The following is a 13,800-nucleotide window of genomic DNA, read 5'->3' as shown; positions in this document are numbered from 1 at the left end:
GAACGGAAAGTCCGTGCGCTAGCGGTGCGCAACGCGGGAGTCGATCATGGGACGAGGATTGCGTCTAAGCAGAAGCCTTCAATTGTTGGGCGCTGCATTGTTGGCTACTGCGTCGCAGGTGTCGATTGCCGCAAAGGATGACCCGGCCGCATTCGAGGCGGCCTTACTCGAGGCTGTCTTCTCCGATCATGCGCGCTACCTGGCGGACCTTGCGGTGGCCCATGAGCACGGAGAGGGGGTGGAGCGCGAGCCGGCAAGGGCTGCTGCGTTGTACTGCGAATCTGCGCGTCTGGGCAATGTCGAAGCCATGTATTCGCTCGGCTGGATGTACGCCAATGGGCGAGGCCTCGAGCGCAATGACGCCTACGCTGGAACATTGTTCGCAATGGCGGCATTTTTCGGGCACCCGCAAGCCGATCGGATGCGCCGCTACACCGGCGACTACGAGGGGGCCGTGCCAGACTGCCTGCAGCCTCCTCCCGACGAGTCACCCGATCCGGGGTGGAGTGCCGAAGCGTACATCGCTGCACTGTCGGTGCAGCGCCAGCATCTGGCGCGACTCGTGGTAAATCTTTCCGCCGATTACGCGATCAGTCCGAGACTCGCGCTGGCGATCGCATTGACTGAGTCCAACCTGGACGCGGATGCGGTTTCGTCGAAAAATGCGATGGGGGTGATGCAGTTGATCCCGGACACCGCAGCGCGCTTCAATGTGCGGAAACCTTTCGACCCCGAGGAGAACATACGGGGTGGTCTTGCCTATCTGCGCTGGCTGCTGGCTTATTTTCGCGGGGATATCGCGCTGGCTGCAGCTGGATACAACGCCGGCGAGCGTGCCGTTGATCGTTACCGAGGGGTACCGCCTTACGCTGAAACGCAGGCCTACGTTGCGCGTATCCTGGCCTTCATGCAGCGGCGCAAGCACGCATACGACAGCCGCGTCACCGAGCCAAGTCCCGTCGCTCCCGCTCTGCAGCTCGTCAGCGAACGTGGAGGAGGTTCGTGAAAAAAAATTGGAGTCCGGCGTGGCGTCGTGCGTGCGTGTGGCTTGCCGTCCTCTACGCGGCAGTCCTCGTTCCGCGTCTGACGACGGCGGGCCTTGTCGACGTCCTGCCGCGAGTGAAACCCTCGGTGGTTGCCGTGGGAACGTTTCAGCGGACCCGCTCGCCGCAATTTCGCTTCCTTGGTACCGGGTTTGCAGTGGGAAGCGGTCGTCTCGTTGCGACCAACGCTCATGTCGTGTCGGGGGCCGTCGCGGACGGTGAGCTCGAGTCCCTGGTGATCGTCGTACCCGGTGCGTCCCAAGGCACCATTCGAAAGGCTGTGAAGGCGGAGGTAGACCCGAATGCCGACCTCGCGCTCCTGCGGCTCGACGGCGAGCCCTTGCCCGTCTTGCCACTCGCCGACGGGAGTTTCGTCGCCGAAGGCCAATCGATTGCATTCACGGGATTTCCGATCGGCAGCGCTCTGGGCCTCACACCGGTGACGCACCGGGGCATCGTCGCCGCCGTGACGCCGATCGGCATTCCGCAGGCAAATTCCCGTCAGCTCAAACCCGCGTTAATTCGCCGACTCGCGGGAGACGCGTTCCGCGTCTATCAGCTGGATGCAACGGCATACCCGGGCAATAGTGGCAGCCCGGTGTTCGATCCCGAAAGCGGCGAGGTGCTGGGGATCATCAATATGGTCTTCGTGAAAGGTACGAAGGAAAATGCCTTGAGCGCACCGTCCGGAATCACCTATGCCATCCCGGTTTCCCATCTTCGCGCCCTGCTTATGGAAGTTCGGTGATTTGGTCCCCCCGGCGGGAATCGAACCCACATCTAGCGCTTAGGAGGCGCTCGTTCTATCCATTGAACTACAGGGAGGGCGCGCAATTCTATCCGGTTGCGCGTCGAGCACCAAGCGCGGCGCGTGGGAGACGCAATTCCTCAGGGATCAATTGCGCTATGCGACTGCGGTTCGGCATCGCGCCCGCTCGTCACGCTGGTGCGATCGTTGCGCGGCGGAAGGAGGAAGTCGCGGGGGTGTGAGAGGAAGTGCCGCAGTGTCATCCACACGAGGGTGCGCCCTTGGGCGAAGGTGATCCGCCGTGCGCGCAATGCTACGTACAGGCTGAGTGAGAAGCTCACACCCAGGTTGGTGAGGCCGATCAGGGCGATGCCACTTGCGGCGAGCGCGGCGGCTTGCCAACCCGTTGTGAAATCGAGGCCTGCGCCGGCAAATCCGACATACGCGGACGAGAAGGAGATGTGGCGGATGTCTAGAGGCAGGCCGAACAGTACGCCAAGTGCGGTCACGCCACCGAGCAAGAAGCCGAAGAAGAAGTTGCCCGCCAGTGCGCCGAGGTTATTCTCGACGTAGCCGGCTACGCGTTCCATGCGCGGAGGTCCGAGGAGGCGGCGCAGCCAGTTCAGCTGGAGGAGACGCTCGGGAATGCGGGCATAGGCGCAGAGATTGTCGTAGTAGCCGGCGATGAGGCCGGAGAGGAAGAGGCAGACGCCGGCAATTGCAGCGAAGAACACGGCGCCCCCCGCAGGGTCGATCTCGTCTAGCAACCCACGGGCTTTTTCCGGCGAAACGAAGTGGTCGCCGCTGGTGGCATGAACAATGAGCGCGATCACCGTTGCGGCGGGGATCGCCACGCCGACGTTGCCCACAATCGCTGCGAGCTGGCTGCGGACGGTCCGGGCAATCAGTTCGACCAGATTGTCGAGGTCCCGGTTCTTCCCTTGCGTCTCACCGATCGATGCTGCGATCGCATTGGCCGTCATCGCTGGCTGTTTGGTCGCTACCGTGCCGCCGATGATATGGATGATGACGAAGCCGATGCCGTAGTTGAGGCAGAAGCTCAGCGCGGACGTGAGCGGTGCGTGCCCCTGTTTCGCGAGCACGAGCTTGATGGCGGCCATGCATGCGATGATCAGTCCTCCGAGCGCTGCGGATCCCAATATTCCGAAGTATTCCCGGCGTGTGGTCGTGATGTAGCGTTCGCCGGTCTTGCCCGCACTCTCAGTCATGCGCAGCGACAGCAGTTCCACATTTTTGCCTAGATAGTCGGAGAGGCGGTGTTTGCGGCATTCCGAGCGGACGAGCTCCTTGAACAGGTCGACAATTTCCGGGGCAACATCGGAAAACATTCGGTGTTGCCGCAGCCCTGACAGGAGCCGCAGAAGGCGGCCGATGCGCCGGAGGTGCTGGTGCAGGCGTTCGAGCTTGAACGTCAGCGTAAGGCTCGTGCCCAGTTTGGCTGCACGCCGGCGTATGCGCTGCAGTGCTTCCTCGCATTGGTCGAGCATGACCTGGACGTGGCGCTCGTCCTCGACGAGAGTGGTCGATGTTTCCCACCACTGCGCGTAATTGCGGATGTAGGCCACAAGTTCCGCGTTTTGTGCGAGAAAGGCCGATTCGTGCTCTTCCAGTTCGGGGTCGATGCGGATGAACTCGGGATCGAGGCCAATGGCGCTGGCGTGGTAGGAAAGCACGCGGAGGGCCTCGAGGATTTCGGTGATCGCGTCGGGCAGCCTGCGGCTGTCGGTTTCCGAAGCGGGCGTCTCGTCGTCGAGGACAGTGCGGATCAGCTCGCACCACAGTTCGTCGGCGATGGCATTGACCCACACTTCGTCGTCACTGCGCCAGAAGAGGACGGCCAGCACGTCCTTCATGTACGCGGTGTCGAGGTAGTCGGGAAGCAGCCGCCCGCTGATGCGTCGCGCCGTTTCGGAAAAGAAGCCGGTTGATGGCAGCAGGCCGGACGAGGCGTAGAGCGAGACCTGCTTGCGTTCGCGAAACAATCTGCGGAACGCGGTGTTCAGGCGCCGACGCAGGTCCGGACGCGCCTTGAGCGTATCGATGAGCTGCCGCAAACGGGATTCCGCGGCCGCGGCGTCGCTGGCCCTCGGCGGGCGCAGCTGGCTGACGAGGTCCTTCCATTGTGCGAGCTCGTCGTTGTCGGGGCCATCCAGGCGTTCCAGCACTCGATCCATCCGTTCTCCATTGGTGTCGACGTGGTTGTCCGATGCTGCGGTGCGCAAAAATCGGGCGAACCCGGCATCTTAACAGACCGCTAAAATGCGGATCCTTTACCGCGAGTAACATCCCATGCCGCTTCTTTCCGTCGATAACGCGTGTCTTGCCTATGGTCACGTCGATCTGCTCGATCATGCAGAGTTCCAGCTCGATGCCGGGGAGCGGGTTGCGCTGATCGGACGCAACGGTTCGGGCAAGTCCAGTCTGCTGAAGGCCCTGGCCGGCCAAGCGACGCTCGACGATGGCACGGTGTGGCGGCAGTCCGGCCTCAAGATCGCTTATGTGCCGCAGGAGGCGGACTTCCCGCTCGATCGGGACGTGTTCGCGACGATCGCTGACGGCTTGGGCGAGGCGGCGCGACTGCTGGTCGATTACCACGACGCCATGCACGCAGTTGCCGAGTCTGCGAGCGCAGAGGCCTTGGCGCGCCTCGATGCGCTCCAGCACGCGGTGGATGCGGCCGATGCGTGGCGGCTCAACCAACGTGTCGACGAGGTCATCGTTCGCCTGGCGCTTCCCGGCGATGCGCTGGTGTCGGGGCTTTCCGGCGGGGGCGTCAAGCGCGTGGCCCTGGCCCGCGCACTGGTGTCCGAGCCGGATCTCTTGCTCCTCGACGAACCCACCAACCATCTGGACCTCGATGGAATCCTCTGGCTCGAATCCCTGATCCGTGAATTTCGCGGTGCAGTCGTGGTGATCACGCACGACCGGGTGTTCCTCGACAACGTTGCGACCCGCATCGTTGAACTCGATCGCGGCAAGCTGAGCAGTTACCCGGGAAGGTTCGGCGACTACCAGCGTCGCAAGGTCGAGGAGCTGGACGCAGAGGCAAAGGCCAATGCGCGCTTCGACAAGTTTCTCGCGCAGGAGGAGGTGTGGATACGCAAGGGCGTCGAGGCGCGCCGCACCCGCAACGAAGGGCGTGTGCGGCGTCTGGAGGCCCTGCGGCGGGATCGCGTGGCCCGACGTGACCGGTTGGGGAACGTCAAGCTCGCGGTGGACAAGGGAGAGCAGAGCGGCCAGATGGTGGCGGAGCTGACCGACGTCACCAAGCGGTTCGGTGATCGCGTGGTGGTGCGCAATTTTTCGACGCGCATCATGCGTGGAGATCGGGTCGGTCTGATCGGCCCGAACGGGGCGGGGAAGACCACGCTGCTGAAGCTGATCCTCGGCGAGGTTGCACCCGACTCCGGTACCGTGCGTCGTGGCACGCGCCAGACGGTCGCCTATTTCGACCAGTTGCGCGCCCAGCTCGACCCGGAGCTGCCGCTGACGGAGGTGATCAGTCCGGGGTCGGATTTCGTCGATATCGGCGGCGAGCGCAAGCATGTGATCGGTTACCTGGGCGACTTCCTCTTCGCGCCGCAGCGGGCGCGCTCTCCGGTGAAGTCCTTGTCGGGCGGCGAACGCAACCGGCTGCTTCTCGCCCGGCTGTTCGCGCGCCCCGCGAACGTGCTGGTGCTTGATGAGCCGACCAACGATCTCGATATCGAGACCCTCGATCTGCTAGAGGAGCTGCTTGCCGATTACGACGGAACGCTTTTTCTCGTGAGCCACGACCGGGCATTCCTGGACAACGTCGTGACCCAGGTGATCGCTGCCGAGGGCGACGGGCGTTGGGGCGAGTATGCCGGCGGTTACGTGGACTGGCAGCGGGTGAAGCTAGCCGAGGCGGCGCGCGAGAGCGAGGAAGTGAAGGCGGCAGCCCCGAAGCCGGCTGCGCCGGCCGCGCCCAAGCCGACGGCAGCAAAGAGCGGCAAGTTGTCGTTCAACGAAAAACGCGAGCTGGAGGCCTTGCCGGACCGCATCGCAGCGCTCGAAGCGGAGCAGACGGCATTGCATGCAAGGATGGCCGACCCGGCGCTGTACCAGCAGGCGCCGCAGGAGGTGGCACGCATCAAGGGGCGCCTGGAGGAGCTCGACGCCGAAATCGAGAATGCGCTGGTGCGCTGGGAGGCGCTGGAGAGTCGCGCCGGCTGACGACTACGGTGCGAGGCCGCCGACGGTGTTGAACCAGGCCGCCGCAGCCGCGGCCGAGGCGAAGAATACGGCGATGTGGTACACCGACCACCAGCGATAGCGGGCAGCCAGCCGGTCCGGGGCAAGGTCGGAAACGAGAAACAGCGCCTTCGATGTGGGTTTGCGTACGACGTGTGCTTCCGGGGCAGAGAGGATCTCGTCGCGCAGTTTGGTCACCTCGCGGTGCGCCTGGCGCCGTGCCAGCTCCCATTCGCGGAGATCGATTTCGCCGTCGCCATCGAGATCGAAACGTTCGAGGAGGCGTTTCCGGTCCGATTTCCAGTGATCCAGCAGCTCGCGCGTCTGACGGCTGACGTCGAAATCGGGAGCGATACTGCCGAGTGTGGCGAAATCGCCGAGCACGTAGATGCTGTCCTGACTGATCAGGCACCACTGCGTGTGCCGCGTATCGCCCTGCGTATAGGTTTCCTTCCGGCTGACCATCATCTCGGCGCCTTCGGGATCGACTGCGCACAGGCCGCTGCCGTCGTCGAGCAGGAAGGACGCGTCGCTCTCGTCGGTGGATACATGACGCCACTTGCCGTCGCTCTGCCTGCGTTGGGTTTCCACGCGGTACCACAGCACGGGAAGTCCATTTACCGGCGACAGGAGCGGCGTTCCGTCCAGGGGGCGCCCGCGGCCGGTCAGCTCGACGTAGCCCTGGGCCGCGGATGCGATGCGCGAAGTCGGGGTGTCCGAGATTGCTCGCGCCGTTTTGAGCGAGCGCAGCCAGCCCGCCAGTCCCGTGGCTGCGAGAACGCCTATTCCCAGCCCCCACCCCTTGCCGGGCGCGGTCTTGAGCATGATCGCGACGGTGATGAATTGCAGCGTCGGCAGCGTGACGTGCGCGATGTCGCGGCGCAGGCGGGTCAGCATGCGGCGGCTGGTCGTCCGCTCAGGCGCCGAACAGGGCCTTCAGGTCGACGTCCGACTTCTCTGCGCTCGCGAATTCGAGCAGCGGCCTGGGCTCGAACTGGAACATGCGCGCGACGAAGACGTCGGGGAATTGCTCGATGCGCACGTTGAGCAGATTGACCGATTCGTTGTACCACTCGCGGCGGTCGGCGATGCCGTTCTCCAGTGCCGTGATGCGCGTCTGCAACTGCATGAAATGTTCGTTCGCGCGCAGCTCCGGATAGGCTTCGGCGACGGCAAAGATCTGCCCCAGTCCCATTCTCAGCATGCCCTCCGCCTTGCCGAGTGCTGCGACATCCTGGTTCTCGCGTGCGCTGGCGACCCTTGCGCGGGCCTCCGTGACCCGCTGCAGCGTTTCTTGCTCGAACTGCTTGTACTGTTTGCAGACTTCGACAAGCTTGGGCAGTTCGTCGTGCCGCTGCTTCAGCAGCACGTCGATGTTCGCCCATGCCTTGGCGATGTTGTGCTTGAGCCGGACGAGGCCGTTGTAGGCGACGATCGCATACAGCAGGGCGATGACCAGCGCGCCCAGCGCGACGGCAGCCGATATGCTCATAGTTATGTCTCCCCTTTTAGCCGCAGCATGATATACGCAAATTGCGATGAGCCGGCGGTGAGAACAGTATGCGGACGGCTCAGGTCGCCGGCGGGAAGAAGCGGTGGAGCTCCTCGGCGGGAGCGCCAAGGCGTGCGAGCAACTGTTCCGGGCCCATGCGAACGAGCTTGCCGATTTCTGCGATGTCGTCGGGCAGGGCATCGTTGTCCCAGCCCGTCTGCAGGTGGCGCGCAAGGTCGGCCGCAAGCTGCACGTTGCGCACGCGCGGATTGGTGGCCTCGTCAGCATCCATCAGGGTGATGAGCAATTCGGGCAGGTTCCATGCGCGCACGAGGGCTTCCTGAATCTCCTGCGCCGTGGCACCGAAGACGGTTCGTTGCGCCTCGCTTCGCCGCAGCCAGCGATTTGCGCGCTGCATTTCGAACACCCGTAGGGTCAGTGCGGGAGCGAAAGTCCAGCACATGATCTCGACGGCGTCCATGAGCAGCGCCGCCACCGTGATCTCGTCGACATCGAGGTCGTGGCGCAGAATGGCCCAGTCGCGCGCGAAATGCGCAGCACGGCGCGCGCGGCCGATGCTCTTGAGCACACCGACCAGCGCTTGCGGATGCGCGGCCAGGCGCTCTTCCACCGTGGTCATCCCCGAAAAGGTATCGAAGAACGGCGTGAGCCCCATCATCATGATCGCCCGTTCGACGGTGGTGATGTCGCGATTCTGGCGGGCGCCGCGCCGCGCCTGCAGCGTCGTCAGCAGCTTCATCGTCATCAGCGGGTCCGCAAGCACGGCGGCCGCGACGTGCCTGGCGCCGGTGGCGTCACTCGCCGCAAGGCTCTCGAATTCCCTTGCGGTGCGGCGCAGCACGGGTACGTCCTGTGCCGATACGAATTCGACATAGGCGTCGACCGATGCGAACGGGGTGTCGATGAAGGCCATGAGGGTCGGAGGCAGACTAATGTCGGAATTATCGGCCGCGGATCGTGCGAAATGAAGGGCGGATGTCATTTGCCCGGGAGCGTGCGTCTATTTGGCTATAATCGGCGCAAAAAGCGCGGCATGGTGTCGCGTCCCGGCGAGAGAGGAGTAGAGCGCAAGTGGATACACCCTTCAAGGCTTTTCTGATCGATCAGGACGAGAACAGGAAGGTCGTCAGCGGAATGACGACGCTCGACGCGACCAATCTGGATGCCGGCGAGGTTCTGATCCGCGTCCATTACTCCAGCATCAACTACAAGGACGCCCTCGCTGCGACCGGTGCGGGCAAGATCATCCGCCGCTTCCCCTGCGTGGGCGGCATCGACATGAGCGGCGAGGTCGTCGAAAGCGCCGATGCGCGCTTCAGGCCCGGCGACAAGGTGATCGCGACCAGCTTCGACATCGGCGTTGCGCATCACGGCGGGTATGCCGAATATGCCCGCGTGCCGGCAGGCTGGGTCGTACCCCTGCCGGAGGGGCTCGATCTGTTCGAGTCGATGGCGCTGGGTACGGCGGGATTCACGGCGGCGCTGGGTGTCGTGCGCATGGAGGACAACGGCCTCGCCCCGGCAAATGGCCCGGTCATCGTGACCGGGGCCACCGGCGGCGTCGGTGGCCTGGCCATCGACATGCTGGCGCGGCTGGGCTACCACGTCGTTGCGCTCACTGGGAAGGAAGCCGAAAGCGACTACCTCAAGATGCTCGGTGCGGCGGAAGTGAAACTGCGCAACTCCATTGACCTCGACAAGGTACGTCCGCTGGAGGCCGGCCAGTGGGCTGGAGCCGTCGACAATGTCGGCGGCCAGATTCTGCACTGGGTGTTGGCAACGATGAAGCAGGCCGGCACCGTCGCGAGCATCGGCAATGCGGCGAGCTTCAACCTGAATACGACGGTGTTTCCGTTCATCCTGCGCGGCGTGAGCCTGCTCGGCATCGACTCGGGCTACATGGGCTTCCCGACCCGTCAGCGCGTGTGGGATCGCCTCGCCACGGATCTCAAACCGCGCCACCTTGCGGCCGTGACGCGCACCATCGCGCTCGACGAGCTGCCGGACGCCTTCGATGCGTATATCAAGGGCGCGATCAAGGGGCGTACGGTCGTGCGGATCGGCGCCTGAAGCAGAAAGGGGAGAGTCGGGCCATGAGCGAACAGGAAAATCAGCCGCTGCCCAAGGTGCTGATCGTCGACGACTCGCGCATGGTGCGGGCCTCCCTCGTCAAGCTCATCCGCGGGCGCTTCGAGTTCCGCGAGGAGGGCGATGGCGAAGCCGGCTGGCAGGCATTGCTCGTCGACCCTTCGATCCAGTTGGTCCTCAGCGATATCGGGATGCCGCAGCTCGACGGTTATGGCTTGCTCCAGCGCATCCGGTCGTCGAAGCTGTCACGCATCCAGGAGCTTCCGGTGATCGTCATTTCCGGCGAGGAAGACGATGCCGTGCGCGAACGTGCCCGCCAGCTTGGCGCCAACGATTTCATCACCAAGGGTATCGGCGCGACCGAGCTCCTCGCGCGCCTCGATTCCCTGACGCGGCTCGCGCAGACAAGGCGCGAGCTGGAGGAAAGCCGGGCAGCCTTGGCCAAGCAGAGCCCGGTCGACCCGGTGTCGGGACTCGTCACCGAATCCTACATGACCTGGCGTGGCGAGCAGGAACTCGCGCTGGCTCGCCGGCATCAGGCCGACCTGAGCGCGATGCTCGTCGAGATCGATCGCTACGATCAGCTGATCACGACTTACGGCGCCCACGTCGCCCAGCTCGTCGGGCGCAAGCTGTCGGGCATTCTCGCGACGCGGGTGCGCAAGGAGGACACTGTCACCCAGATCGCGCCCTCGCAGTTCGTCGTGCTGTCGCCCAGCACCGATCTGGCGGGCATCTGCGCCTTCGCTCTGCGCATGCAGCAGGCGGTGGAAAAGTTGGTGATGACGTATCGCGAGGATCGCATCCGCATCAGCGTGACGATAGGCGTGGCAAGCGCGTCGGTCGACGAGGCGCAAAGCGTCAGCGAGCTGATCGGTGTGGCGGTGAAGCGGGCCCAGGCGGGACGGCAGGCGGGCGGCAATCGTGTGGTGGGGGATCAGGGCGAGGTCACCCAAGATGTCGTCGATCGACTGCTCAGGCAGGTCGTGAGCATCGACCAGCTGCTCGGCCAGATCCGCGCGGGAGAAGGGGCTGCGCTCGATGCGCAGCTTCCGGCCGCGGTCGCTGCGCTGATGCCGCTGCTGCAGCTCGTCGAGGCGCGCCTCGGCTGCGGGATTCCGCTGGACCGCCTTAGTAACTACAATTCCGGCTCCGGGGCCGTTGCGCCAGGCACGCAGAAGGCTTGAGCCGCGGCCCCGGGAACAATAACAACAAAGCTGTGAAAGGTGGCGCCGCCGTCCCTTGGAGGAAAGGGAGGGGCGGTGCCGAACGCATATCAAAAGCAAGAAGTGCAGGGATCATAGTAGGGAGAGGAAGCTTATGACCGCGTACAACGAGTTTCACCGCCGTTCCATCGAAAAGCGCGACGAGTTCTGGGCCGAACAGGCCGGGCTCATCGACTGGAACAAGCCCGCAGAGCAGATCTGCGACTTTTCCAAGCCGCCGTTCGTGAAGTGGTTCAAGGGGGGTGAAACCAACCTTTGCTTCAACGCCGTAGACCGCCACGCCGCGAAGCGTCCGAACGACCGCGCGCTGGTCTACGTTTCAACCGAAACGGACGAAGAGAAGGTCTATTCGTTCGCTGAACTGCAGCGCGAAGTCGAGCGCATGGCGGCGATCTACCAGGACCTCGGCGTCAAGAAGGGCGATCGTGTCCTGATCTATATGCCGATGATCGCCGAGGCCGCATTCGCGATGCTCGCCTGCGTGCGCATCGGCGCGATCCACTCGGTGGTGTTCGGCGGCTTCGCCGCCGGTTCGCTGGCGACCCGTATCGACGATGCGAAGCCGGTCCTGATGGTGAGTTCCGATGCCGGCATGCGCAATGGCAAGCCGGTGCCGTACAAGCATCTCGTCGATGAGGCCTGCAAGCTGGCCGAGTTCCCGCCTCAGAAGGTCCTGATCGTCGATCGCGGCTTGGACAAGGGCTTTCCGAAGGTCGCCGGTCGCGATGTCGATTACGGTGAGCTGCGCGCGAAGCACATGGACGCCAAGGTGCCGGTGACCTGGCTGGAATCGTCCGAGCCGAGCTACATCCTCTACACGTCCGGTACGACCGGCAAGCCGAAGGGCGTGCAGCGCGATACCGGCGGCTATGCCGTGGCGCTGGCCGCATCGATGAAGCACATCTTCACCGGCGATGCGGGCGAGACGATGTTCTCGACCTCCGATATCGGCTGGGTCGTCGGTCACAGCTACATCATCTACGGCCCGCTGCTCGCCGGTATGGCGACGGTCATGTACGAAGGCACGCCGCTGCGCCCCGATGCGGGCATTTGGTGGCAGATCGTCGAGAAGTACAAGGTGACGGTGATGTTCTCCGCGCCGACCGCCGTGCGCGTGCTGAAGAAGCAGGATCCGGCCTTCCTCAAGAAATACGACCTGTCCTCGCTCAAGCACCTGTTCCTCGCCGGCGAGCCGCTCGACGAGACCAGCCACAAGTGGATCATGGACGAGCTGGGCATCCCGGTCATCGACAACTACTGGCAGACCGAGACCGGCTGGCCGATGCTCGCGATCTGCCGCGGCGTCGAGCAGAGCCCGATCAAGCTCGGCTCGCCCGCCTTCCCGGTGTATGGCTACGACCTGCGCATCTTCCGCGAGGATGGCAGCGAGTGCGGCGCCAACGAGAAGGGTATCGTCGGCATCGTCCCGCCGCTGCCTCCGGGCTGCCTGTCCACCGTCTGGGGCCAGGACGACCGCTTCGTCTCGACCTACTTCAGCACCTTCAGCCACCCGGTGATCTACTCGTCGTCGGACTGGGGTATCAAGGACGAGAACGGCTACCACACGATCCTCGGCCGCATGGACGATGTGATCAACGTGGCCGGCCACCGACTCGGCACCCGCGAGATCGAGGAGGCGATCCAGGCGCACACCGCGATTGCCGAAGTCGCTGTCGTCGGCGTGGCGGATCAGCTCAAGGGCCAGATGCCGATGGCCTTCGCCGTGGTGAAGGACGCCTCGCGCGTCGAAAGCCCCGAGAAGCGTGCGGAACTCGAGAAGGAGGTCATGAAGACTGTGGACAACCTTCTTGGCGCGATTGCGCGTCCGGCACGCGTCCATTTCATCACGGGCTTGCCGAAGACGCGTTCCGGCAAGATGCTCCGCCGCTCCATCCAGGCGCTGGCCGAAGGCCGCGATGCAGGCGACCTGACGACGATCGACGATCCGAGCACGCTGGATCAGATCAAGGCCGCGCTGGCCGGCTGAGTCGGGGTTTTCGGGACCTGAAAGGGGGCCGCGCCGAGAGGCGCGGCTTTTTTTCGTTACCCGGGGACGGTGCCATCCGCGGCGGCGGGCGGATCAATTGCTCGGGGCGAGCAGATCAGACAGTGCGTCCGGCGTGTGCGACCTGTTCGTAGGCAGCCCCAATCTCTTCGCGAATCGTCCGCCACATCGGTTTCAGCAGGAAACGCATGTCCTTGATGATGCCTTGAACGTCCATCATCGATGGAATACGGGTGCCCCGATGTTCGACAGGTCCGCCTATCTGGCGCACATCCACCCCCAGCTTTGCAAAATGCGAGGCCAGGCGCGGTTCGGTCAGGATGAATAGGGTTTCGATCCCGGCGCGTTCGGCAAGCGCGATGGCGCCCAGATACAGACCGATCGGAATGTACGGGAAGCGGGGATGGACGGTGGTGCCGAAATCCTCGTCATGGATGGGGGCGTCGGCCAGCGACTCGCCACGCCGGCGCCTGTAGGTCGAGCGCACGGCCAGTCGGGACACTTCGGCAATCCGATCGCGGGGCAGACGGGACGGGTCGACGATCGAACGGTCAAGGGTTGCAGCGCAGGTCCGCTCGAACGGAAGCGGGTAATCCGGTTCCTCCGCCCTGGTCAGCACCACGCGCGTGCATCCGACGGGTCTGATCGGCTCCGAACTCGTCCGCAACAGGCAATGCATGCTGTGCGCGTCGTACTCGTCCGTTTCGCGCCGATCCGGACGCACGGGCTCGAAACCGAGTTCCTCGCAATATACCTCGTGCCGAATGCGGTATACGGAGTCGCGCAGGGCGTCGTCGGTTGCCGGATGGATCTCGAAGTACTTCCTGAATCCGTGGCCGAGATTGAATCGGTCGAACAGGAGCAACGCGGTCTCCTTGTCGGGGAGGGGGGATATGACCGGATGGCCGGACGGGGCCTGGACACGGGGCTTGAGCGTCTCC

11 protein-coding genes and 1 tRNA gene are annotated in these 13,800 nt (G+C 64.2%); 6 read left to right on the top strand and 6 right to left on the bottom strand.

From position 1 onward, the window contains the following. The first annotated feature begins 46 nt into the window (after positions 1 to 46). Together ToN1_RS05870 and ToN1_RS05865 are read left to right on the top strand one after the other, a co-directional pair. Positions 47 to 1,006, top strand: coding sequence for a lytic transglycosylase domain-containing protein (locus ToN1_RS05870; protein ID WP_169208094.1), 960 nt, complete (start codon positions 47 to 49; stop codon positions 1,004 to 1,006). Continuing rightward, positions 1,003 to 1,791 carry a S1 family peptidase gene (locus ToN1_RS05865; protein WP_169208095.1) on the top strand — a complete coding sequence of 263 codons (789 nt, stop codon included), beginning with the start codon at positions 1,003 to 1,005 and terminating at the stop codon, positions 1,789 to 1,791. Before ToN1_RS05870 ends, ToN1_RS05865 begins: the two co-directional genes overlap by 4 nt. A 2-nt stretch (positions 1,792 to 1,793) precedes the next feature. On the opposite strand, the gene ToN1_RS05860 is transcribed toward ToN1_RS05865, so the two are convergent. Together ToN1_RS05860 and ToN1_RS05855 are read right to left on the bottom strand one after the other, a co-directional pair. Continuing rightward, a tRNA-Arg gene (locus ToN1_RS05860) sits at positions 1,794 to 1,868 on the bottom strand. Between the two features lie 63 nt (positions 1,869 to 1,931). Next, positions 1,932 to 3,986, bottom strand: coding sequence for a site-specific recombinase (locus ToN1_RS05855; RefSeq protein ID WP_169208096.1), 2,055 nt, complete (start codon positions 3,984 to 3,986; stop codon positions 1,932 to 1,934). Positions 3,987 to 4,101: 115 nt separating this feature from the next. On the opposite strand from ToN1_RS05855, the gene ToN1_RS05850 reads away from it, so the two are divergent. Beyond that, positions 4,102 to 6,009 (top strand): ATP-binding cassette domain-containing protein, encoded by a 1,908-nt coding sequence (locus tag ToN1_RS05850; RefSeq protein ID WP_169208097.1) that lies wholly within the window; start codon positions 4,102 to 4,104, stop codon positions 6,007 to 6,009. Between the two features lie 3 nt (positions 6,010 to 6,012). Here ToN1_RS05850 and ToN1_RS05845 read toward each other — a convergent pair whose 3' ends face one another. The 3 genes from ToN1_RS05845 to ToN1_RS05835 form a co-directional block, all read right to left on the bottom strand. After that, a complete protein-coding gene (locus ToN1_RS05845; protein ID WP_169208098.1) occupies positions 6,013 to 6,924 on the bottom strand; it encodes a hypothetical protein in 912 nt (303 codons plus the stop codon). 19 nt (positions 6,925 to 6,943) lie between these two features. Then, positions 6,944 to 7,519 carry a LemA family protein gene (locus ToN1_RS05840; protein WP_169208099.1) on the bottom strand — a complete coding sequence of 192 codons (576 nt, stop codon included), beginning with the start codon at positions 7,517 to 7,519 and terminating at the stop codon, positions 6,944 to 6,946. Positions 7,520 to 7,598: 79 nt separating this feature from the next. Next, positions 7,599 to 8,453: an HDOD domain-containing protein gene (locus tag ToN1_RS05835; RefSeq protein WP_169208100.1), complete on the bottom strand. Its 855-nt coding sequence runs from the start codon at positions 8,451 to 8,453 to the stop codon at positions 7,599 to 7,601. 221 nt (positions 8,454 to 8,674) lie between these two features. Here ToN1_RS05835 and ToN1_RS05830 point away from each other — a divergent pair, with 221 nt between their 5' ends. From ToN1_RS05830 to ToN1_RS05820, 3 genes are all read left to right on the top strand, one after another. Beyond that, positions 8,675 to 9,610 carry an oxidoreductase gene (locus ToN1_RS05830; protein ID WP_244861124.1) on the top strand — a complete coding sequence of 312 codons (936 nt, stop codon included), beginning with the start codon at positions 8,675 to 8,677 and terminating at the stop codon, positions 9,608 to 9,610. A 23-nt stretch (positions 9,611 to 9,633) separates the two neighbouring features. Then, positions 9,634 to 10,815, top strand: coding sequence for a GGDEF domain-containing response regulator (locus ToN1_RS05825; RefSeq protein ID WP_169208102.1), 1,182 nt, complete (start codon positions 9,634 to 9,636; stop codon positions 10,813 to 10,815). Between the two features lie 133 nt (positions 10,816 to 10,948). Beyond that, positions 10,949 to 12,841 (top strand): propionate--CoA ligase, encoded by a 1,893-nt coding sequence (locus ToN1_RS05820; protein ID WP_169208103.1) that lies wholly within the window; start codon positions 10,949 to 10,951, stop codon positions 12,839 to 12,841. A gap of 115 nt (positions 12,842 to 12,956) precedes the next feature. Here the strand turns inward: ToN1_RS05820 and ToN1_RS05815 are convergent, their stop codons facing one another. Beyond that, positions 12,957 to 13,724 (bottom strand): PEP-CTERM/exosortase system-associated acyltransferase, encoded by a 768-nt coding sequence (locus tag ToN1_RS05815; protein ID WP_169208104.1) that lies wholly within the window; start codon positions 13,722 to 13,724, stop codon positions 12,957 to 12,959. Positions 13,725 to 13,800 lie beyond the last annotated feature (76 nt).

Origin of the sequence: Aromatoleum petrolei (assembly GCF_017894385.1) — a bacterium.
GTDB lineage: Bacteria > Pseudomonadota > Gammaproteobacteria > Burkholderiales > Rhodocyclaceae > Aromatoleum > Aromatoleum petrolei.
This window is presented reverse-complemented; position numbering and strand designations above follow the sequence as displayed.

Bases quoted from the DNA above. Each gene is read 5' to 3' on its own strand.
- ToN1_RS05870 (WP_169208094.1), top strand. From the start codon at position 47: ATGGGACGAGGATTGCGTCTAAGCAGAAGCCTTCAATTGTTGGGCGCT.
- ToN1_RS05855 (WP_169208096.1), bottom strand. From the start codon at position 3,986: ATGGATCGAGTGCTGGAACGCCTGGATGGCCCCGACAACGACGAGCTC.
- ToN1_RS05850 (WP_169208097.1), top strand. From the start codon at position 4,102: ATGCCGCTTCTTTCCGTCGATAACGCGTGTCTTGCCTATGGTCACGTC.
- ToN1_RS05845 (WP_169208098.1), bottom strand. From the start codon at position 6,924: ATGCTGACCCGCCTGCGCCGCGACATCGCGCACGTCACGCTGCCGACG.
- ToN1_RS05840 (WP_169208099.1), bottom strand. From the start codon at position 7,519: ATGAGCATATCGGCTGCCGTCGCGCTGGGCGCGCTGGTCATCGCCCTG.
- ToN1_RS05835 (WP_169208100.1), bottom strand. From the start codon at position 8,453: ATGGCCTTCATCGACACCCCGTTCGCATCGGTCGACGCCTATGTCGAA.
- ToN1_RS05830 (WP_244861124.1), top strand. From the start codon at position 8,675: ATGACGACGCTCGACGCGACCAATCTGGATGCCGGCGAGGTTCTGATC.
- ToN1_RS05825 (WP_169208102.1), top strand. From the start codon at position 9,634: ATGAGCGAACAGGAAAATCAGCCGCTGCCCAAGGTGCTGATCGTCGAC.
- ToN1_RS05820 (WP_169208103.1), top strand. From the start codon at position 10,949: ATGACCGCGTACAACGAGTTTCACCGCCGTTCCATCGAAAAGCGCGAC.